The organism is Pyrodictium delaneyi (genome assembly GCF_001412615.1).
GTDB lineage: Archaea > Thermoproteota > Thermoprotei_A > Sulfolobales > Pyrodictiaceae > Pyrodictium > Pyrodictium delaneyi.
Map to the genome: position 1 here is coordinate 1868485 of NZ_CP013011.1, position 19563 is coordinate 1888047.

The following is a 19563-nucleotide window of genomic DNA, read 5'->3' on the forward strand; positions in this document are numbered from 1 at the left end:
GCAACTGCCGGGGCTTTATTAGGATTAAGGGGGCTAGGCCCCCGCTGAGCCTATGAGTTGCTCCCTTTTCGGCGGTAATGGAGCGTCCTCTAGCAGCTGGCGGAGCCTCGTATCCCGTGCCAGGGCCTCTATTATCGTCCCGGGGTCTGCTGCGAGACTTATCATCCTCGTCTTCCCGTAGCGGCCACGGCTCACGACTCGTGCTGAGAGTATGCCAAGCATGTCTAGCTCGTTTATGATATCGCTTATCCTGCGCTGGGTTACGCTTTCCACGCCTATCCTCGAGGCGAGCTCCCGGTAGACAGTGTAGAGTTCGCCTGTCGTCGTATACCCCGTGCCGGCCGCCTTTATCACAGCCAGCAACACTAGCCGGGCGTGAAGCGGCAGTGTGGAGACTACCTCGTAGACGCGGTCCCTCTCTAGCTGCATCCAGGCCTTCTTGACGTGCTCGACTGTGACGCGGGGCGCGTTCTCGCGCTCAGCCATCTCCCCGGCCACACGGAGCAGGTCCAGCGCGCGGCGGGCATCGCCGTGCTCGCGGGCAGCGAGGGCTGCGCAGTACGATATCACGGCCTCGTCTACTGCACCGGGCTGGAAGGCCTCCCGTGCTCTCTCCCAGAGTATGTCGCGGAGCTGCTCAGCGTTGTAGGGCGGGAACACAACCTCTTCCTCGCCTAGACTGCTCCGAACCCGTGCATCAAGCATCTCAACGAACTTCACGTCGTTCGTTATCCCGACTATAGACACCTTTGTCGAGCCCGCCGGCAGCTCGTAGCCTATACGGGTCAGCTTGTACAGGATATCGTCTCCCTTTCTCCGGACGAGCCAGTCCACCTCGTCTAGTACTACTATGAGCACGCCGCTACGCCGGGATAGAGCACGGACTAGCCGCGTGTAGACCTCGGCCGTCGAGAGCCCCGTGAAGGGCACCCTGAGCCCAATGCTAGAAGCTATGTCGGCAAGCACCTTGTAGGGCGTATCCCTCTGACGCGTATTGACGTAGGCGTAGCGCACGTCTACGCCAAGCTGCCGAGCCTTCGCCTCTAGCCTGCGGAGCACGTAGAGGGTGACAGCAGTCTTACCGGTCCCAGTCAGCCCGTAGATGAACAAGTTATTGGGCCTACTATTCTTCAGCGCTTGCGCTAGGACACTGCCGACCTTCCTTATCTCGTTCTCCCTGTGCGGCAACTTCTCCGGGATATAGTCCGGGCTCAATATGTCACGATTACGGAATATCCGGGACTCCACGACCCGCTCAAATATCTCGTCTAGGATATCCTCCACCATGACCCCCATAACTTATGCTTCAACTGGAGCCACGACCCCCGGATTAAAGCCCCGAGGGACAAGAGCCGCAGACACCTAGCAAGATAATCAACTCATACTGCACACTCTCCTTCACTAAAGGGACTTTATGGCACCAAGCCCTAGCGCCCGGAGGCTGTAACTAAGGATCTCCAAGAAACACCCGTAGAACCTGGAGAGTACGAGTAAGATAGGTATGGTTCATTGATCTATTCATTGATCTCTTCGGATAGCAGGGATTGACGTATAGGTGGCTTCGGGGAAGGATGTGGGGGTGGTGGACCGGCCGGGATTTGAACCCGGGACCTCTCGGATGCCAACCGAGCGCTCTTCCAGGCTGAGCTACCGGCCCATCCTCCGAGGCTGGAGGGTCTCAGCCATGCGGTTGAGCTGTTGCCTGGTTGTTTTATAAGGTTTACGGACGGGGCTGGAGAAGCGCCTCCTGGATAGGATTATATAGGGAGAGGTGTACCCTGGGTGCCATAGGCTATTGGGACGTGGCTCTGGGCCCGGGAGCCTTCTTCGCCCCGGGCTAGGTCTCGCCTAGCGTGCTCGCTATAGCCGTGAAGGCGTGGAGTGCGCTGACCGGCAGTGGGATGGTTAAGGAGGAATCTCTCGAGGAGGTGATGGGTCTCGGTACAGATACCGCTCGACTATGTCTGCGTTAAAAGCGGTGTTCTCTGCCCTCGTTGTGAGGGACTAATTGAGAGTGGATCGGTTGACGAGCGCGAAGTAGAGGTAATGAAGGCGCTGATAGAGCTCGAGGAGGGTGAGGGACTACAGGCACTGAAGAAGGCTACGTACTACAAGGCCTACTTTATCGACGACGAGATGGTAATAGTGGTTATGGACCTGGGTGTTGGCGCTAGTGTTCCTGTGTTCACAAGGTATGCAAGGGATATCGAGCAGAAGCTACGCGATAAGCTTGGTAAGCGTGTCAAGATCATACCTAGGGCCAACGATGTTCGCGGCCTAGCAACTCATCTGCTCTATCCGATCCGCATTCTCGGCGTGAACACTCTATGGCTTCCAGACGGGAGCATAGAGTATGTTGTACGTATACCGCGGCGTGACGAGCGCCGGCTCGGAAAGTCCAAGGAGGTATATGAGCGTATTCTCAGCGAGCTGCTGGGCAAGAGGACCCGCATAAAGTCCGGCTACTAGCCCGCTGACTGTTATTTAGACGCATTCCGGCGGCTCAGCGAGCTCCCGAAGGACTAGAGTTGCGTACATCCCCTTTTCCAGTGTAAAGGACAGAGCCACCCGGCCGTCAGGGAGTATCCTCGCCCTAAGGCCCTCGGGGACCGTGTAGACTGGGCGCCAGTAGGGCCTTAGCCGGGGCAGGCCTGGAGGCGGCTCAGCTAGGGTCTCTAGGCTTATACCCAGCGGCTCTAGAGCCTCTTCTAGCAGCTCTGCCGCCTTGCCCCCGGTGCCTAGCCGGTACCCTATCCCCGGGACTGGAGCGTATGGGCGGCCCTCTACCTGCCTCTCGCCGGGGAGGCGCTCCTCGAGGCTGTAACCGTGAGCTATGCGTAGACTTAGGTACCTGTTGAAGACATAAGCCTGTAGCGCTGCGAGCTGCAACTCTAGCACGCCGCGGGGCAGTAGTCTGGCAAGGTCCCCTGGGCTGGCTGCATCCCGGGCTACTCTGGCCTCGTAGAGCCTCGACTCGCTACAACCCCTACCACGCCATAGCGTTGCTCTACACCTTGCCGTTTCGGGACCCTCATCGGGGTATGGGTTGCCCAAGAGCTCCCGAGCATAAAGCGCTAGGTCGCCCCGGAGCAGAGCGAGGCCTTGGAGGTGGGTGTTGGGTCTCCGGGTGCCGAAGCGCTGATAGCCATAGTAGGCTGGCAACTTCGCCCTCGCGAGCCCCCGGGCCGCCTCCATCACCTCCTGTGGCGTAGCGGAAACTGGCTCGAGGACTATGGTGAACTGGTTCCCCTTTAGGACTCCGCGGCGGGGGCAACGGTTGGTTCTGCCTACTAGACGAGCCCATAGCCTGCCGGGCACCGTGACTAGCTCTCTCGGCTCCCTAGGGCAGGGGAGGCACGCATACTGTACCGTGGTAGCCCCGGTGTCCTTGAGCCCCGCTATGTTCACACTACGAGGATTGGCCCCGAGCATGCGGGCTAGTAGCCGGGCTGCGTCGAGGCTTGGGAGTCCCCGCTTAGCAAGCACGTAGACGCAGTATCGACCATCTTCTTCTATGGTTAGCTCGGGTAGCTCGGCTACTACGAAACTTCTCTCACGGGGCCTCGCAATGCATGCTACCGGGCCGGTGCAGAGCAGCCGGTACACCATGGCGATGAGGAGGTCTAGGAGATTATTGCTCCTGCATAGACTCATTGACTGCGGGCCCCGCAGATATCGCTACCCCGGAGAGGGATACAGCGAGCGTTGCCCTAGAGCAGCTTCAGCCTGCCCGTGACGCGGTCTACTAGCTGGCTCGGCGCCGGGCCTACGCCGACAGTGGTGCGCGTGCCCGGCGGTAGCTCGGTATGACCAGCATCGGCTATCAGTGAGGCTGGTAGGCCTAGGCGGCGGGCCTCCTGGTAGACTTGGAGGAGTTCTTGCTCGTTCTGGACCTTCACTACTATCTTCTTCTGGCCCTGGCTCCTCCACTCGCGGAGCCAGTGTTTCCACTCAGGGTGTCCAGAGTCTAGTATGATGAACACAGCCTCTACCGCGGCATGGGCTACCTGAGCTGCGAGCTTGCCCTTGCTCATCTTTATGTCAGTGCGTACTGCTATAACTTGCTTATACTCCTGCATGGCCCTGGTCATACCCTCCCAGGTATACCCAGGGCACTCTACCGGGCCGCAAGATAATAATTAGCTGGCCTAGCTGCCGGGGCTTCCCGGGGTGCCGGTAGCCGTGGCGCTAAGCCTTGAGGTCTCGCGGAAGCCCAGCATAGTAGAGGCCACTAAGGTCCCTATGTGTACGAGCTGCAACAGGCCGATAACGCCCTGGGAGAAAGGTGTAGCGTTCCTCTGCCCGAACTGTGGCGAGGTAGTGATTTGGCGGTGCTCTAGCTGCCGTAAGATGGGCGTGCAGTATCGCTGCCCTAAGTGCGGCTTCGAGGGCCCCTAAAACAATCTAGCAGAGTTTTTACACTCGCCCTCCAGGGCGCTAGTGTATAGTCCCTGCCATAACCCTTGGCGAGGTGTAACCCCGTGGCGAAGGTACTCGTAGTAGCCTCCGTATATCCCTCTAGCACCGACATCAACCTAGACGAGCTAGTAGAGAAGATAAAGGAGAAGCTCCCCGAGAACTACGAGATAACACGGTACGACAAGGTGCCGATAGCCTTCGGCCTCAACGCGCTAAAGCTCTATATACTGATACCCGAGGAGAGCGAGGGAGGTACCTCGAAGCTAGAGGAGCTGCTACAGGGTGTCGAGGGCGTCGAGGAGATAGAGATAGAGGCCGTCCACAGAGTGTCCAGCTACTAGCCGTCTAGCACGTTCATGCGTTCTTCGGCTCTACCGCCTTTGTTTCCACCACCCCACGCCCCGGAGGCTCTGTGAATACTTAATACTATGGAGGCTCAGCTCCTTCTGCCAGGCTTATACAGCTAGCCAAATAAACGGGTACTTGGCTTCTCTCCCACATTCCTGGAGCCCCCGGGAGGTTTCCTGGGGAGCAACTCGATATAGGGTCCCGGACATTGTACCCTCTACGCTGATGGAGATTTCGTATATGGAAGGTGCGTAGCAGAGGAGCTCTTGACTGAGGAGTAGGTGTAAAGGAGTATGGTGGTGACTAGTTCTCGGCGAAGAAAGGAGGTAGTCCTGAGGGTCGTAGAGGCTAAACAGCGCGACGTCGGTAAGGGCAAGGTAAGGATAGACGTAGACATATTGAAGATGATAGGTGCAGAACCCGGCGACGTAGTAGAGATTGAAGGGCGCAAGAAGACGGCAGCAGTCGCATGGCCTAGTTACCCGGAGGACAGAGGCCAGGATATTATACGGATGGATGGTCTGCTCCGTAAGAATGCAGGCGTGAGTATCGGTGATAAGGTTATTGTGCGTAAGGCTGATGTGCAGCCGGCTTCCGTAGTCAAGCTTGCACCAGCTAACTTCTCTATAACCATTGATAGTGGTTTCGTGAACTATGTGAAGAAGAAGCTTATAGAGTACCCTGTGGTTGAGGGAGATACTGTCCTCATACCCGTGCTTAACCAGTCTATACCCTTCGTAGTTGTTCAGACCAAGCCACAAGGAGTAGTTGTAATTAGCCATGATACCAACATCATACTGTTAGAGAAGCCCGTAGAGCAGGGCAAGATACCGAGGGTAACATACGAAGACATAGGCGGGATGAAGGATATTATACAAAAGGTCCGCGAGCTCATAGAGCTACCCCTCAAACACCCAGAGATATTCAAGAGGCTGGGCATCGAGCCGCCGAAGGGTGTGCTCCTCTACGGCCCGCCCGGCGTAGGTAAGACTCTCCTCGCAAAGGCTATTGCTAACGAGACAAACGCCTACTTCATAGCTATTAATGGCCCGGAGATTATGAGCAAGTATTATGGCGAGAGCGAGCAGAGGCTAAGAGAGATATTCGAGGAGGCCAAGAAGCACGCGCCAAGCATCATATTCATAGACGAGATAGACGCGATAGCGCCCAAGCGCGACGAGGTAGTAGGTGAGGTCGAGCGCCGTGTAGTAGCACAGCTCCTAGCCCTTATGGACGGTCTTGAGAGCCGTGGAGACGTCATAGTGATAGCTGCTACGAACAGGCCTAATGCTATCGACCCTGCCCTGCGCCGCCCAGGCCGCTTCGACCGCGAGATAGAGATACCACTACCCGACAAGCAGGGCAGGCTCGAGATACTACAGATACATACCAGGAACATGCCACTAGCCGAGGACGTTGACCTCGAAAGGCTGGCTGAGTTAACCCGTGGTTACACTGGTGCAGACCTAGCAGCACTAGTACGCGAAGCAGCTATGCACGCGCTGCGCCGCTACCTGCCGCGGATAGACCTTAGCCAGGACCGGATACCCCCAGAGATCCTCGAGGAAATGGAGATACGGATGGAGGACTTCATGGCGGCGCTACGCGAGATAGTGCCAAGCGGCCTACGAGAGATCTACATCGAGGTCCCGGAGGTCCACTGGGACGACATAGGCGGTCTTGAGGAGGCTAAGCAGCAGCTCCGCGAGGCCGTCGAGTGGCCACTAAAGAACCCCGACGTGTTCCGCCGCATGGGAATAACACCGCCTAAGGGTATCCTGCTCTTTGGCCCGCCTGGCACCGGTAAGACGCTGCTAGCCAAGGCTGCTGCCACGGAGAGCGGAGCCAACTTCATCGCGGTACGCGGCCCCGAGGTGCTAAGCAAATGGGTAGGCGAAAGCGAGAAAATGATACGCGAGATATTCAGGAAAGCAAGGCAGCACAGTCCAGCAATAATATTCTTCGACGAGATAGACGCAATAGCGCAGACGAGGGGCTTCTACGATACTAGTGGTGTGACGTACCGTATAGTCAACCAGCTTCTAGCAGAACTAGACGGCATAGTACCGTTGAGCAATGTGGTCGTGATAGCTGCTACGAATAGGCCAGACATACTCGACCCAGCGCTACTCCGGCCGGGCCGCTTTGACAAAATAATCTACGTGCCACCGCCCGATACTCGTGCAAGGCTAGAGATACTCCGAATACACACTCGTAAAATGCCTCTAGCAGAGGATGTAGACCTTGAACTGCTTGCTATGCGCACTGAAGGCTACAGTGGTGCTGATCTAGCAGCATTGGTGCGTGAAGCCGCGCTGCTAGCACTACGCGAGGACATAAACGCCACAAAAGTGCATATGAGACACTTCATGAAGGCACTAGAAGTAATAAGACCATCGATAACACAAGATATGGTAAAGTTCTATGAGGAATGGTATCAGCAAGCACGTCAACAATTGCCGGGCAGTAAGCTGCTCCAAGCAAAACCAACTATGTTCACATAACTATCTACTCCTATCCAGCCCCTTACCTGGTACAACTTGGGCGTACTTCCCAAGTATTTTCAAAAATCTCCATCATGTTATCCATTGTCTATAGCAATAGCCCTATGGAGGTGTTAACATATGGCTGGTCAAGATACCTGGAGAAGTATACCCCTACATTACGCGATAATAGAGGAACTTGAGAGAAGAGGTGGTAGTGCCAAAGATATCGAACTCTACCGGGCCCTAAGAAGCCGTGTAGATGTAACTTTCTCAGAGTTCCTCCATGCCCTCATGAAGCTGGAAATGCAGGGCCTAGTATACGTCTCAGTTCTCCGCGAGAACCTCCGGAACGTCGAACTGCTTAGGAAACCTTAACGCTGGCTCCTTATGGTTTTCCTAGCTTCTGGGGCAGGAGAGCTGTGGGTGTTAACCTCCGCGAGATTATACCCCCCGAGGCAGTAACGGAGATAGAGCTCGCCGCACTACGCTACAAGGTAGTCGCAATAGACGCTTATAACGCACTTTACCAGTTCCTGACTGCCATCCGGCAGCCCGACGGCACCCCGCTGATGGACTCGCGTGGCCGAGTTACTAGCCATCTTAGCGGACTCTTCTACCGCACCATAAACCTCGCTGAGCAAGGGATAAAGGTAGTATACGTCTTTGACGGAAAGCCTCCAGAGATGAAGTATCTCGAGATAGAGCGGAGGAAGCGGGTCAAAGCGGAGGCTGTCCGGAAGTACGAGGAGGCAGTCAAGAAGGGCGACCGGGAAGCTGCTCGGCGCTACGCCCAGATGGCTGCAAGGCTAACCGACGAAATGGTGAAGGATGCTAAGCGGCTACTCGACGCTATGGGCATCCCCTACGTCCAGGCTCCAGCAGAGGGCGAAGCACAGGCAGCCTTCATGGCGCGCCGGGGCGATGCATGGGCGGCCGCAAGCCAGGACTACGACTCGCTCCTATTCGGCTCCCCTCGGCTAGTGAGAAACCTAGCCATCACGGGGCGGCGTAAACTGCCCCGAAAGGACGTCTACATAGAGGTTAAGCCCGAGCTAATAGAGCTCGATAAACTATTAAAACTTTTAGGGATAACCCGGGAGCAGCTAATAGCCCTGGGTATACTAATAGGTACTGACTATAATCCCGAGGGCGTAAAGGGTATAGGCCCAAAGACCGCGCTCAAGATGGTTAAGGCGCATCGCGACCCAGTGAAGCTGCTCCAGGGACTTTCCAGGCACGAGTTCCCCACCGACCCGGTAAAGATCTACGAGTACTTCCTCAACCCCCCAGTCACGAACGACTATAAGCTCGAGTGGAGAGAACCCGACGAGAAAATGGTCTACGAGATACTCGTGGAAGAGCACGACTTTAGCCCGGATCGCGTGAAGAACGCTCTAGAGAGGCTGAAGAAAGCATACAGAGAGCACTTCCGGGGTCGCCAGATGGGTCTCGATGCATGGCTACGTCGTTAGCCTGGGGTCCTAGTACTCGTATTCTCTCCAACCATACTCACCTATGAGAGGAACGAACAGACACGGAGTCACATTCCGTATTTTTATTCTACCATCGGATAGTTTCTCCACTATGTAGAGGTACTGCATGTACCTGTCCCCTATGGGTATGACAATCTTACCTCCAGGCTTTAGCTGCTCTAGGAGCGGCTTTGGCACCTCGGGCGCCGCGGCAGTTACTATTATCCTGTCGTAGGGAGCTGCTGGGGGGTAACCCTTGGTGCCGTCGCCTAGTATTACCGTGACGCGGTCGGCGTAGCCAGCTCTATCCAGGTTGCGGCGTGCATACTCTGCTAGTTCTGGTATGCGCTCTATCGTGTATACGTGGCCCCATCGATCCCGTGGCAGGTCACTAGGAGCTACGACCTCGGCTATTACTGCAGCGTGATAACCGGAGCCTGCTCCTATCTCTAGGACACGCATGCCAGGCTCTAGATCTGCAAATTCCGTCATCATTGCCACCATGTGTGGTGCGCTGATAGTTTGACCGTGGCCTATTGGGAGTGGAGTATCCTCGTATGCCATGTGCCGTAGCTCCTCGGGCACAAAGAGCTCCCTAGGAACACGGAGCATAGCTCTCTTAACGCGCTCGGAGCGTATATAGCCCTCCCTCACTAGCTTTTCTACGAGCCTCCTACGTTTCTCCTCGAAAGACCCGGTATACGTCACAGAGCCTCCCCTAGAGTAGTACTTGAGGGGCCTCTTCTAAGGGTGTATCCGGCGCCAAGGACGCGTCGCGGGGCAGAAGAGCTGTGACAACGAGAAGAATATGCATCAAGCTTCTACAGTGCCGCGGACACCCTAACGTGCAATTATCCCATCCCTCCACCCTCGAGCTGGAGAAGGAAGCTTCCCTGACGCCACGCGGCGACTGCATAGCATGCGTATCATGTAAGGGGGATCTTGGAGAATGCGTAGAAGAGAAGGGGCTTGCAGCCCTCTATATAGCAGCACTCTCATTCTTCCCGCCGGGCGTTGCTAGCACCATTGTTTCCGGACTCTCGCCCGCCGCGAGGCCCAGGCGGTTGATAGCCCGGCGGAGCTGTCACCGAGTAGACAGCATAGTAATCGCGGCAAACAGGGCTGCCGCCGACGTGCCAGAGAATCTACGCCGGCTGCTAATGAGCAGCTATACTCGGTGCCTAGCCCTCTACCTCGTCCTCGCCCCGGACGACAACGTCGACACGGTATATGAATCTGTGGGGTGCATAGTCGAGGACATGAGTGACAGAGGAGCCTCCGGGGACTCTGGCTAGGGCCTCCTCGGGGGAAGACGCTACAGTGTAGACGTGCAGTACGCAGCCCCGTGGGCTGCAGAGCCGCCGGGCTACCGGGATGAAGTCCACAGCGCTATGAGGCAGGTTCATGATTATCCGGGTGAATACTGGCCGGAGTAGCTCTGGCAACCGACGCGCATCAGAGCACATCGCTATTATCGGCGTCTTTAGCTTTGACCGGTTCATCTCCATGGCCCGTAGGAGGCTCGTTACTGCCCAAGGGTTGGCGTCATTAGCTACTATCAGCCGGCCGCGACCCAGCGCCGAGGCTACTAGGCTGAAGCCGCCCACCCCGCTGAACATGTCGAGGACTATGTCGTCTCCTGTTATCATCTCCGCTACACGTCGATGCTCTGTCGCTAGCCTTGGGTTTATGTAGACGCGGCCGAGCGGCACCGGTATGCGCAGCCCGTGCTCCACGTGTATTGTCTCCTCGAGTCGCTCGCCAGCCAGGTGTACTAGCTTCTGGGCCCGGTACTCACCCACTGTAGCCTCCTTGCCGTAGACCGCAGTTATCCCGGGCACTGTACGGAGCAGCTCCTCAGCCACTTCCCTCTCACGCCCAGCCAATCGCTCGTCTAGCGATACTATCGCCACACGGCCCACTATCACGTAGGAGACGGGTGGACGCCGCTGCTCCCGGGCCGTACAGAGACATTCAACCACTTCTACCAGGCCGCCGCAGACAGATAACAGTCGGTCGCGAAGCAGCTTCAGTTCCTCGGTCCCAGCCTCGGCTGCAAACACTGGAAGCCCTAAGCGTGTACAGTATTGTTTAACCGGCCGCCTCTGCCCTGCTGCAAGCTGGCTGTCGCGGAGCAGCCTACGCGCTGCCTCACCGCAGCGCCGCCCAGTGACAAGACATAAGCAGGGAACCGGTGACCCGTCCATGCCGCGGTTCGTCGCCATATACGCCAGGCCCGATCGCAGAGAGGCGCTAGAGCTGGCTAGAGAGGCTTACCGTCGCCTCCGCGAGGCTGGCGCCGAGCCAGCCTACGATGCCTCTATAGCTGGGCTCCTCAAGGGCCCGGCTGTCGACCTGCGCTTCGAGCACGTGGAGGGCGTTGTGGTGATAGGCGGAGATGGTACCCTACTCCGCTTGCTACAACTCCTCGGCGCCCACAGCCCGGTACTCCATCTCGTACGGCTGGGGCGCAGAGCCTTCCTTTTCGACGAGCCCCCGAGCGAGGCCATGGAGAGGCTACGGGACTTTGTCGAGGACCGGTACCTTGTGGAGGAGCACCGGCGACTCCTTGTGTATGCACGTGGAGTAGAAGCATATGCGCTCAACGAGGCAGCAGTACTAGCCCTCGGCTCCAAGGTGGCTGGGCTACGGGTCGAACTGGAAGACGGCTCCTTGCTCTACGAGGGCCTAGAGGGTGATGGACTGATAGTAGCGACGCCTACAGGAAGTACAGCCTATAGCTACAGCGCTGGGGGCTCGGTCATACACCCTGGGCTCGACGCAGCAGTAATAACCCCCGTGAACCCGGTTGACCGGAGAATGGGCAGCATAGTAGTCCCCGGCAGCACTAGAGTTAGGATACGTGTAGAGCGCACAACCCGACCGGTAAAACTCATCATAGACGGTGTCCGAGAATACCTTCTCGCCCGCGGAGCTGTCGTCGAGACTGTACTCCGCGGGCCGCCGGTCCGTATAGCACGGTACCGAGAGCGGGGGCTGCTGAGGCTGCCATGGAGCCCGTCTACGTCCTAGACACGACTGCGTTCATAGCCCGGTGGCTCCTCTACGCTCCGGGTGCGGGCCAGGCCTACACCACGAGCCTGGTCATCGAGGAGGTGCGTGACCAGGCTAGCCGCGAGGGCCTAGAGCTAGCCCTAGGCCTCGGCAGGCTAGAGGTACGCGATCCAAGCCCCGAAGCCCTGAAGCGTGCTGTCCGCGAGGCAGCCAAGGCCGGGCTTCACGCATCCCTTAGCAGAACCGATCTCAGTGTAGCAGCGCTTGCCCTCGAACTCAGACAGCAAGGCTACCGCGTGATAGTAGTAACAGACGACTACGCGTTACAGAACCTCGTAGCCAAGCTTGGCCTAGAGTACAAGCCGCTACGCACCCGGGGAATAACCCGGGTAGAGAGTTACCGTGTCCAGTGCCCCGCCTGCGGCTACGTATCCCGTAGGCCCGGCGAGCGAGTCTGCCCAGTATGCGGCACGCCACTCAAGAGAACAAGGAAACACTACAACCACAGGCAGCGTTAGCAACCCTACGACACAGTAGCCTGGGCGTATGAGGGATCGTCGCAAGGCACGTGAGAGCACATTGAGGTGACGAGAGTAGCCTGGCTGGCATGCTCAGCTTGTGGATGCCGTGAGATCTGTATAGAGCTGGACCCTTGTCTGCGCTACGCCGGGCCATAGGCCCCTCTCTACCCTGCTTTATTACCCCTGCCTGTCCTCTGTTCTCTGCCGCCTGGTGTCGTCCACGTGGTCTCATATCGTGCTGCTGTTCTACGCGAGTTCGGCAAGCCCTTCAGCCTCGAGGAGTTCCGGTATGAGCCTCCTAGTGGCTGGGTTGGTGTAAGGGTCCGTGCGGTGGGCGTTTGTGGCCGTGATGTTGTTGTGTGGCGCGGTGGGTTCCGCAACCTCCGCCCACCGCTGGTCCTGGGCCACGAGGTCTTCGGCGAATACGAGGGCAAGCCCGTGGCAGTATTCCCGGCTATCGTTGGCGAGAATTGCCTGGAACGTATGGAGGGGCGTGAGAACCTTTGCAGAGATTACGCTATTCTCGGAGAAACCGTGCCCGGAGGCTATGCGGAGTACGTCTATGTGCCTAGATGGAACCTCATAGAGCTGCCGGATACCCGCTATACCAGCTACGCTGCAGCAGCCTGTGGCGTAGCAACATTCATCCACGCAGCCAAGGTGGCTGGCATCGGAGGTGGTGACCGCGTACTAGTTACCGGTGCAGCTGGCGGCGTAGGCATCCATGGCGTCCAGTATCTTGTAAGCCTAGGGGTAGAGGTCTACGGCACTACGCGTAGCCGAGAGAAGGCCCGTGTACTCGAGGAGCTAGGAGTACACCCGTTGACCTCTAGGGAGTTCAGCCGAGAGCTAGGAGCCAAGGTCGACGCAGTCTTCGAGGTAGTAGGCGCGTCGACCATCAACGAGAGTCTCCGCGCCCTAAAGCCCCAGGGCACGCTCGTGCTCATAGGCAACGTCGAGGGCAAGCCACTGGAGCTCGCGAGACCCGCGATGATAGTTATGCGCGAGCTGCGAATCATCGGCTCAGCCGCCTATACCAGGAGAGAATACGAGACAGCGATCAATCTCATAGCCCGGGGCCTAATCAAGCCGTTCTACAAGACGTATAAGCTCGACGAGGTAAACCAAGCCTACAAAGACATGCTATCAGGAAACCTAGTAGGTCGCGCCGTTCTCACAATCTAATCGTTTAGCTGCAAGAGCTATGTACAGCCTATTACATCCCACATCCACAGACCATTAAACATAGTCTACCCCCGACCATCACGCTAAGCTGGCACTAGATCACTGTAGGGGGTCACCGAAACTCATGGCGCAGAAGTTCTGCTTCTGCTCAGGGCTCCTGACTATAGAGTGGCACCGTGCCAGAGGCGAGGTCCGCGACTATCTTGGCTGCGTCGTCTGAGTTCATCTCGCCTCGTAGGGTCTTCTTCCAGAGCGCGTTAGCCACCTCTTTGACAGACAAGTCTAAGGGTCACTTACGACGTCGAACAGTATCCTTGAGGCTATACACTGCCTTATAGCAGCTATGCACCGTGGCCGCCACGCCAAGCCTAACTAACCACATCCAGCGCTATGTTTCACGGGAGCCGGATAGGCGCCACTATGTATACCGCCGAGAGGGTACGCGTCTTGGTCGTGGATCCTGGGTTCGAGTTATCCTATCTGCTAGGCGACGTGCTAGGACGTGGCGTCGAGGTGAAGAGCTACAGCTTTGACCCGGAGAAGGGTGTGCTATGCGTTGAGGCCGAGGTGGAAGGGGTTGGACATCGGCAGGCTTGTGTTGAAGTGAAGCCGTGTAGGGGGCTCCAGGAGGAGGCCAAGTGGATGCGCTGTCTATCGAAGACGCTTGCCCACGCTGAGGGCTTGGCTGAGAGGCTTGCCCGGCTACTCGCTGGCGGGGAAGTGTGAGTGATGCTGTGCTAGGGTGGTTTTCGCAGCCGTGCTATGAAGTAGCCTGTCGCTCTGTGGACGTTGGGGTGGATTCTTATAGCGGGCTGGCCGTAGCTGCCTATTCCGCGGCTGAAGCGGCGAGGCCATGCCTCCTCTAGGCGGAAACCTAGCTCCTCTACCGCGTAGCGTATGTTCTCCTCGTTCTCCCTGACCGTCATAGTGCAAGTGGAGTAGACCAGGACCCCGCCTGGGCGGAGGAGCCGGTAAGCTGCGCGAAGGAACTGGCGCTGGTACCGAGCGCTGATCTCTATATCTCTCATCGTCTTACGGTCCCATATTTTCGGTATCACTCCGAGACTGCTACACGGCGGGTCAAGGATCACGTAGTCTGCTATTCCCTCGCCGAGCCTCTTGTCTAGGTACCTTGAGTCTGCTCTAATCACTTCCACGCCACGGTGTCCGAGCCTCCTTAGCTCTTGGCGGAGCCGCTCTGTCTTTCTCCGGGAGTGGTCGACCGCTATCACCCGTGCCTTTCCCCGAACTAGCTCGTAGACGTGCCCGGTCTTCCCGCCCGGTGCCGCACACATATCGACGATAACGGAGCCGGGCTTAGGGGCCAGCACGTGGGCTACATGCATGGAGGATATGCTCTGCTCGTAGATCATTCCCTCGCGGCCCCACTTGGTCTCGCGTAGGCTGGGCACCCTGTAGAGAGGCTCAACGACCTCCACTACGAGGCCCCTGCGGGCGCGTAGCGCTTCCCGGAACAGCGGTGCAGCCACACCCACTGCTACTGGGATACCGTTCTCCGAGACCACTAGCACCTCTCGGCCCGAGCGGACACAGTCCTCAACACGGACCACGCCCGGGGCGTAGACGTGGGCTCCCATCATCACGCTCTCAGCAGTCCGTTTGTCCACGACAACTCTGCAGCCGGGATCGCGGAGCCTTCTGGGTCCCTTCACAGGGATCCAGAGAGCCTCCTCGAGCAGCTCATCCATGTAAACCGTGAAGCCCTCCTCCCGTATCTCCTCCAGAAGTTCACCCGGGTCTACGCGGAGCTTGTTGACACGGAAATAGTAGCGAGCCGGGGGCATCATGAGCGACTCTAGGAGGACGTGCAGCCCCTGGGGACCGTAGACGCGACCTAGCTCCTCTAGCAGGTCCCTATCGTACCATCTCCAAGGCTCCATAACAGAGCCCCAATACTGGCTCTGTGCATGGAGAGGGGCTCCTTATAGGTGGACATTTTACGGTAAAAGGGGAGACCGCTACTTCGGTCTCCGCAGCCGCCTGACATGGCACTTTGTCTTCTAGCCGCGCACCGCGCCGTCCAGGGCCGGGCATAGGCGGCGCGCCGGCTAACTCTGAGACCATGTAATCTCCTTGCTGGTGTCTATGCCCCACGAGCGATTCTTCATAGACTATTTGGGCTCTCAGCCTTCCTCAAGTCATAACTCATGGCTGGCAAAGCTTACGCATAACCTGGAGCTCTGGACCCTTACTTTTGGGCAGATTGCTTCTCTCGTGTAAGTGGTGTAAACATTTACATGCCATGGGTCTAGTACAGTGCCCTGAGAGCAATGGGCTTCCGCGACCTACCAAGACCTGCTCAGAGGTACATACTGTACCATATGCTGATATCGCCTACTCTCATAGCTTGGGTTGTGCTTCCCTACTACCTGCTTGCCACCGGCTACGAAGTGCTCCAGGTAGGCGCGTTGTTCACCCTAATGACTGTACTGGGTATCCCTCTGCAGCTCCTCCTAGGCAAGGTCTTCACGGTACGCGATCTCCGCCTAGGCCTGGCCGCTGTAGATGCTATGGAAAGGGCTTGCTAGCCTTCTCTATGGCCTTGCCCGGGGGAAGCTTGCCCCCATCATGATTGTTGCTGGTGGTGCTGTAGAGAAGGCTGCAGGATACCTCTACTTCATCTACCTCCTCCTCTACGTGGTCTCGGATGTACTCTTCATCGCGGGGTGGAATCTCGCTCCGAGCCTGGCCCTGGTATACCTCGTCGTAGAGAAGTATCACGGCTCATTGTTCTATGTGGCTCTAGTGGAGGCTTCTATAAGCCTTGCAACTATAGTAGGCACCTACATCGAGGAGAGAATTAGAAGGTTTAGCGGCTATACACTACTCTCCCTGGGAACTGCAACCGAGGCGCTAGCTCTGGCTGGTATAGTGTTCTCGCCGCCTGTAATAGCCTATCTACTGGTACTAGCTTTCGTGATCCGTCTTGGTGACACCCTAGTCTTCATAGGCCGCAGAGAGTGGCTTTTCAACTCCATATCGAGGGAGGAGGCCTCCTTAGTGACTTCTCTCGTCTCCTCCATCCGTAGAGGTATAGGGATAGTCTCAGGGCTGGCTACTGGCCTTCTGGCATCGCTGAGCCCCGTAGCGCCTTATGTTGCATGCCTGGTATTGATGCTCTTAACGCTGCTCATCTACGCTGTTGCCCGTAGGCTCGAAGCTGCCGGGTAGCACCGCCCGGCTCTGTGGCGGTAGGGTACGCTATGGAGAGGTTGTGCCACCTCGTATACGAAACGAAATAGAAACTATATCTATACAGATACTGTTTCGCTTACATTTTTAACATGCCTTAAAGAACTCTAGTAGTCCCCTACCACTTGGGGGTCAGAAGGATCTCTTGGCACGGCGACCTGTCCTAGGGCAGTGCTCCTGCAGCCATAACAACAATGGCGGACAGAGAGATTCCTCGGAGCACAGCCAGCAGAAGTGCGACATAGTAGCAGCACTTGTAGGCGCGCCTAACAGCGGTAAGACTACACTCTTCAACGCGCTTACAGGGTCTAGCGAGTTCGTCGCCAACTGGCCCGGCGCCACAGTAGACGTCAAGACCGCCTACATGAAGACCGACGGCTCTACTCTCTGCATAGTAGACCTACCCGGCACCTATAGTATCAGCGGTAGTGGCCCCGAAGAGGCTGTGACACGTGGCTTCCTCTTAGAGAACCGCCCCGACGTGATAGTAGCGATAGCTGATGCTACTATTCTGGAGAGGAGCCTTTTCCTACCACTAGAGCTGCTAGAAGCATTCGAGAACGTTGTAGTAGTATTGACTAAGGCTGATGCGCTCGAGGAGAAGGGGCTACGCATAGACACTAAGGGTCTTGAGAAGGAGCTAGGAGCACCAATTATACTCGTCAGCGCTCTGGAGGGGCAAGGTCTCGACAAGCTCATAGAGGCTCTGAAGAGGCCAAAACCAGTAAACAGTAGGAAAATTATAGAAAAAGTGTTAGACGATCTCAAACCATACGTTGAACGCCTAGCCGGGCTCCTAGCAGATAAGGGGATAGAGCCTGATAAGGCCCGGTGGCTTGCCGTAAAGCTCCTCGAGGGCTACGACTGGGTCCCCGGGTATCTCGAGAAGCTGCTGGGCCCCGCTGAGGCCCGGGGGATTGTCGAGGAGGCTGAGAGACTACGGAACGAGCTAGTGGAGAAGGGTGTTGACCCGTCGCTTGAGTTCATAAGGAGGAGGTACGAGTACGCCTCCCGGCTCTACGAGAGGTACGTAGAGCGCGAGGCCGAGGAGGCTAGCGAGGGCATTTCGCGGCTAGATTTGCTCTTCCTCAACCCCCTGACGGGGCCTCTTGTTAGCCTCGGGTTCATGCTCCTCGTGTTCCTAGCCACCTATGTTATTGCCACCGGCTGGCCTCTCGACGTGTTGCTCGAACGACTCGGCTTCGAGAGGGCAGCTGAAGCCGTGGCAGAGTATAGCTTATCCGGGCTAGTAGCCATGGTTATGGACACGCTTGCTGGCTGGGTGGAGGCGGCTATACCGCATCCAGTGCTAGCCCGGCTTGTAGGCGAGGGTGTACTCTCCTCCGAGTATGGGCTTGGCCTAGTACTCACCTTCGTCCCGTTGCTGGCCGTGCTTATGGCGCTGATAGCGGCGCTAGAAGACTCTGGACTATTGCCGCGGATAGCGGCTGGGGTTGACAGGTTCTTCCGCCGCTTCGGGGTCAGCGGTAAGGCCGTGTTCCCGGCGATGGTTAGCCTCGGCTGCAACGTGCCGGGGGTGATATCCACTCGGGTTATGGACTCGGAGCAGGAAAAGAAGGCTGTAGCCTTCGCTATACCACTTATACCGTGTAGCGCACGGCTAGCAGTACTCCTAGCACTAGCTCACGTATTCTTCCGGAGCCCCCTGGAGAGCGCTCTAGCAGTGTTCGCGGTCTACCTGCTCTCGATAGCATCGTTCCTGGCTACACTGAAGCTTGCGACACACGTCGAGGGCAGCGAGGCTAGCGATATAGTGCTAGAGCTTCCGCCACTGAAGAGGCCTAGCCTCCGTGTAGTCTGGTGGTTTGTCTGGGATAAGTTGCGACACTTCCTCGTCCGCGCTGGCACGCTAATCGTTGTAGCTAGTATCGCGCTGTGGCTACTAGCCAACTACGGGCCAGGCGGCTACCTCGGGGACGTGGACGGGGGTGCTGCCCAGAGCTACGCGGCTAGTGTGGGCCGGCTACTAGCGCCCTACGTGGAGCTAGTACTAGGCGTGGACTACGACCGGGCCTGGCGCATAGGCTTCGGCCTACTAGGCGGCTTCATAGCCAAGGAGGTGTTCCTAGACTCCATAGCCGTAGTCTCACCCATAGACAGCGCCGCCGAGAGGGCCAAGTACGCAACACTCGCCGCCTACGCCCTAGAGCCCTGGCAGGCGCTAGCACTAATGGCCGCCGTGACCCTCTACATTCCCTGCATGGCGACACTCGCCACTATATACTCTGAAACGCGGAGCCCTCGGCTAGCACTATCCGCGCTAGTCTACGACTTCGCCCTAGCGACCATAGTCGCGCTCGCCATCAGGGGTCTAGCAGTAGTCTTGTAACCGGTGTAGAGCCAGGGTATGCCGCCGAGAACGGTGTCAAGAGCACCATGGTGAACACCGTGTAGACAAAGGCCAGGGATAGGCAGGAGTAGACCCTACCCGGATCCAGCCACCATAGCCCACAGGGAGTATTGCCGGGACATGCCACAGGCCCCAGACAACACCACCACAAGGTAGCCAGCAAGCCCCAGCCCGACAATTCCCTGAGCAATAAGCCGCGCCATAAAAACTCCTCACCAAGTGCAGCCAGCGCGCTAACAGTAGCACCAGCAGCGTACACCAAAACGAGCAGAGCCAGAGACGTACCAGGAGCACCGTCCAGCAGACTATTCACCGGCCTCCTAAGCCGGCGGTCAAAGCCAATACCGCCCATACCTAAGAGTCTCAGTAGCGCCATGTAGATACCCAGAGCAGCATAGACTAGCAACGGGCCCAGCAAATACCAGACAAGAACCACGTTATCCGCGCGGAGAAGCCTGCGGATATAACCCACAGCATCTCTGCCACCTAGCACCACAGCTGCAACGACGCCAAGCATAGGCGTATACATCCTC

Annotated in this window: 22 protein-coding genes and 1 tRNA gene; 14 read left to right on the forward strand and 9 right to left on the reverse strand. The window is 57.4% G+C overall.

Translation table 11 applies throughout. The features are described 5' to 3' along the window. Positions 1-33: 33 nt before the first annotated feature. Both Pyrde_RS09435 and Pyrde_RS09440 read right to left on the reverse strand, forming a co-directional pair. On the reverse strand, positions 34-1284 hold the full coding sequence (locus Pyrde_RS09435; protein WP_082419686.1) for a Cdc6/Cdc18 family protein: 1251 nt from the start codon (positions 1282-1284) through the stop codon (positions 34-36). A gap of 296 nt (positions 1285-1580) precedes the next feature. Continuing rightward, positions 1581-1657 (reverse strand) — tRNA-Ala (locus Pyrde_RS09440). Positions 1658-2046: 389 nt separating this feature from the next. Here Pyrde_RS09440 and Pyrde_RS09445 point away from each other — a divergent pair. Further along, on the forward strand, positions 2047-2469 hold the full coding sequence (locus Pyrde_RS09445; protein WP_231656739.1) for a transcription elongation factor: 423 nt from the start codon (positions 2047-2049) through the stop codon (positions 2467-2469). Positions 2470-2484: 15 nt separating this feature from the next. Here the strand turns inward: Pyrde_RS09445 and truD are convergent, their stop codons facing one another. Further along, positions 2485-3654: a tRNA pseudouridine(13) synthase TruD gene (gene truD, locus Pyrde_RS09450; protein WP_055410225.1), complete on the reverse strand. Its 1170-nt coding sequence runs from the start codon at positions 3652-3654 to the stop codon at positions 2485-2487. A gap of 56 nt (positions 3655-3710) precedes the next feature. Then, the gene (gene pth2, locus Pyrde_RS09455; RefSeq protein ID WP_055410943.1) at positions 3711-4079 is read right to left on the reverse strand and encodes a peptidyl-tRNA hydrolase Pth2; all 369 of its coding nucleotides are present in this window, start codon (positions 4077-4079) and stop codon (positions 3711-3713) included. A 103-nt stretch (positions 4080-4182) separates the two neighbouring features. Between pth2 and Pyrde_RS09460 the strand changes: the two genes are divergently transcribed. The 5 genes from Pyrde_RS09460 to fen all read left to right on the forward strand — a co-directional run bounded on the left by Pyrde_RS09460 (position 4183) and on the right by fen (position 8725). Further along, positions 4183-4398, forward strand: a complete 216-nt coding sequence (locus Pyrde_RS09460) for a zinc finger domain-containing protein (RefSeq protein ID WP_082419687.1) — start codon at positions 4183-4185, stop codon at positions 4396-4398. Between the two features lie 83 nt (positions 4399-4481). Then, positions 4482-4760, forward strand: coding sequence for an elongation factor 1-beta (locus Pyrde_RS09465; RefSeq protein ID WP_055410945.1), 279 nt, complete (start codon positions 4482-4484; stop codon positions 4758-4760). Between the two features lie 300 nt (positions 4761-5060). Then, complete coding sequence (locus tag Pyrde_RS09470; RefSeq protein ID WP_055410227.1) at positions 5061-7271, forward strand: CDC48 family AAA ATPase; 2211 nt, start codon at positions 5061-5063, stop codon at positions 7269-7271. A 120-nt stretch (positions 7272-7391) separates the two neighbouring features. Next, complete coding sequence (locus Pyrde_RS09475; protein ID WP_055410229.1) at positions 7392-7628, forward strand: hypothetical protein; 237 nt, start codon at positions 7392-7394, stop codon at positions 7626-7628. Between the two features lie 44 nt (positions 7629-7672). Next, the gene (gene fen / locus Pyrde_RS09480) at positions 7673-8725 is read left to right on the forward strand and encodes a flap endonuclease-1 (protein ID WP_055410231.1); all 1053 of its coding nucleotides are present in this window, start codon (positions 7673-7675) and stop codon (positions 8723-8725) included. A 9-nt stretch (positions 8726-8734) separates the two neighbouring features. Here the strand turns inward: fen and Pyrde_RS09485 are convergent, their stop codons facing one another. Further along, positions 8735-9433, reverse strand: coding sequence for a protein-L-isoaspartate O-methyltransferase (locus Pyrde_RS09485; RefSeq protein ID WP_055410233.1), 699 nt, complete (start codon positions 9431-9433; stop codon positions 8735-8737). Between the two features lie 83 nt (positions 9434-9516). Between Pyrde_RS09485 and Pyrde_RS10490 the strand changes: the two genes are divergently transcribed. Continuing rightward, positions 9517-10020, forward strand: a complete 504-nt coding sequence (locus Pyrde_RS10490; RefSeq protein ID WP_143522108.1) for a DUF371 domain-containing protein — start codon at positions 9517-9519, stop codon at positions 10018-10020. Here Pyrde_RS10490 and Pyrde_RS09490 read toward each other — a convergent pair. After that, the gene (locus Pyrde_RS09490; protein WP_055410235.1) at positions 9907-10950 is read right to left on the reverse strand and encodes a class I SAM-dependent methyltransferase; all 1044 of its coding nucleotides are present in this window, start codon (positions 10948-10950) and stop codon (positions 9907-9909) included. The two genes, Pyrde_RS10490 and Pyrde_RS09490, sit on opposite strands and share 114 nt — an antisense overlap. On the opposite strand from Pyrde_RS09490, the gene Pyrde_RS10495 reads away from it, so the two are divergent. From Pyrde_RS10495 to Pyrde_RS09500, 3 genes are all read left to right on the forward strand, one after another. Continuing rightward, positions 10931-11758 (forward strand): NAD(+)/NADH kinase, encoded by an 828-nt coding sequence (locus Pyrde_RS10495; RefSeq protein ID WP_082419607.1) that lies wholly within the window; start codon positions 10931-10933, stop codon positions 11756-11758. The two genes, Pyrde_RS09490 and Pyrde_RS10495, sit on opposite strands and share 20 nt — an antisense overlap. Further along, complete coding sequence (locus tag Pyrde_RS09495; RefSeq protein WP_082419608.1) at positions 11737-12258, forward strand: NOB1 family endonuclease; 522 nt, start codon at positions 11737-11739, stop codon at positions 12256-12258. Before Pyrde_RS10495 ends, Pyrde_RS09495 begins: the two co-directional genes overlap by 22 nt. 225 nt (positions 12259-12483) lie before the next feature. Further along, positions 12484-13446, forward strand: a complete 963-nt coding sequence (locus tag Pyrde_RS09500) for a zinc-binding dehydrogenase (protein WP_055410239.1) — start codon at positions 12484-12486, stop codon at positions 13444-13446. 148 nt (positions 13447-13594) lie between these two features. On the opposite strand, the gene Pyrde_RS10975 is transcribed toward Pyrde_RS09500, so the two are convergent. Beyond that, positions 13595-13726 (reverse strand): PIN domain-containing protein, encoded by a 132-nt coding sequence (locus tag Pyrde_RS10975; protein ID WP_143522107.1) that lies wholly within the window; start codon positions 13724-13726, stop codon positions 13595-13597. A gap of 140 nt (positions 13727-13866) precedes the next feature. Between Pyrde_RS10975 and Pyrde_RS09505 the strand changes: the two genes are divergently transcribed. Then, the gene (locus Pyrde_RS09505; protein WP_055410242.1) at positions 13867-14172 is read left to right on the forward strand and encodes a hypothetical protein; all 306 of its coding nucleotides are present in this window, start codon (positions 13867-13869) and stop codon (positions 14170-14172) included. A gap of 11 nt (positions 14173-14183) precedes the next feature. Here Pyrde_RS09505 and Pyrde_RS09510 read toward each other — a convergent pair whose 3' ends face one another. Next, a complete protein-coding gene (locus Pyrde_RS09510) occupies positions 14184-15347 on the reverse strand; it encodes a PUA domain-containing protein (protein ID WP_055410244.1) in 1164 nt (387 codons plus the stop codon). A gap of 390 nt (positions 15348-15737) precedes the next feature. Between Pyrde_RS09510 and Pyrde_RS09515 the strand changes: the two genes are divergently transcribed. From Pyrde_RS09515 to feoB, 3 genes are all read left to right on the forward strand, one after another. Continuing rightward, the gene (locus Pyrde_RS09515) at positions 15738-15995 is read left to right on the forward strand and encodes a hypothetical protein (RefSeq protein ID WP_055410246.1); all 258 of its coding nucleotides are present in this window, start codon (positions 15738-15740) and stop codon (positions 15993-15995) included. Next, the gene (locus Pyrde_RS09520; RefSeq protein WP_055410248.1) at positions 15973-16638 is read left to right on the forward strand and encodes a hypothetical protein; all 666 of its coding nucleotides are present in this window, start codon (positions 15973-15975) and stop codon (positions 16636-16638) included. Before Pyrde_RS09515 ends, Pyrde_RS09520 begins: the two co-directional genes overlap by 23 nt. Before the next feature lie 166 nt (positions 16639-16804). Beyond that, the gene (gene feoB, locus Pyrde_RS09525) at positions 16805-19009 is read left to right on the forward strand and encodes a ferrous iron transport protein B (RefSeq protein ID WP_055410250.1); all 2205 of its coding nucleotides are present in this window, start codon (positions 16805-16807) and stop codon (positions 19007-19009) included. Here feoB and Pyrde_RS09530 read toward each other — a convergent pair. Next, positions 18984-19559 (reverse strand): hypothetical protein, encoded by a 576-nt coding sequence (locus tag Pyrde_RS09530; protein ID WP_055410252.1) that lies wholly within the window; start codon positions 19557-19559, stop codon positions 18984-18986. The two genes, feoB and Pyrde_RS09530, sit on opposite strands and share 26 nt — an antisense overlap. Positions 19560-19563: the final 4 nt, after the last annotated feature.

Coding starts and splice junctions, on each gene's coding strand:
- Pyrde_RS09495 (WP_082419608.1), top strand. CDS start 11,737: ATGGAGCCCGTCTACGTCCTAGACACGACTGCGTTCATAGCCCGGTGG.
- Pyrde_RS09475 (WP_055410229.1), top strand. CDS start 7,392: ATGGCTGGTCAAGATACCTGGAGAAGTATACCCCTACATTACGCGATA.
- Pyrde_RS09510 (WP_055410244.1), bottom strand. CDS start 15,347: ATGGAGCCTTGGAGATGGTACGATAGGGACCTGCTAGAGGAGCTAGGT.
- Pyrde_RS09470 (WP_055410227.1), top strand. CDS start 5,061: ATGGTGGTGACTAGTTCTCGGCGAAGAAAGGAGGTAGTCCTGAGGGTC.
- Pyrde_RS09490 (WP_055410235.1), bottom strand. CDS start 10,950: ATGGCGACGAACCGCGGCATGGACGGGTCACCGGTTCCCTGCTTATGT.
- Pyrde_RS09520 (WP_055410248.1), top strand. CDS start 15,973: ATGCTATGGAAAGGGCTTGCTAGCCTTCTCTATGGCCTTGCCCGGGGG.
- Pyrde_RS09515 (WP_055410246.1), top strand. CDS start 15,738: ATGGGCTTCCGCGACCTACCAAGACCTGCTCAGAGGTACATACTGTAC.
- Pyrde_RS10495 (WP_082419607.1), top strand. CDS start 10,931: ATGCCGCGGTTCGTCGCCATATACGCCAGGCCCGATCGCAGAGAGGCG.
- Pyrde_RS09445 (WP_231656739.1), top strand. CDS start 2,047: ATGAAGGCGCTGATAGAGCTCGAGGAGGGTGAGGGACTACAGGCACTG.
- pth2 (WP_055410943.1), bottom strand. CDS start 4,079: ATGCAGGAGTATAAGCAAGTTATAGCAGTACGCACTGACATAAAGATG.
- Pyrde_RS09505 (WP_055410242.1), top strand. CDS start 13,867: ATGTATACCGCCGAGAGGGTACGCGTCTTGGTCGTGGATCCTGGGTTC.
- Pyrde_RS09530 (WP_055410252.1), bottom strand. CDS start 19,559: ATGTATACGCCTATGCTTGGCGTCGTTGCAGCTGTGGTGCTAGGTGGC.
- truD (WP_055410225.1), bottom strand. CDS start 3,654: ATGAGTCTATGCAGGAGCAATAATCTCCTAGACCTCCTCATCGCCATG.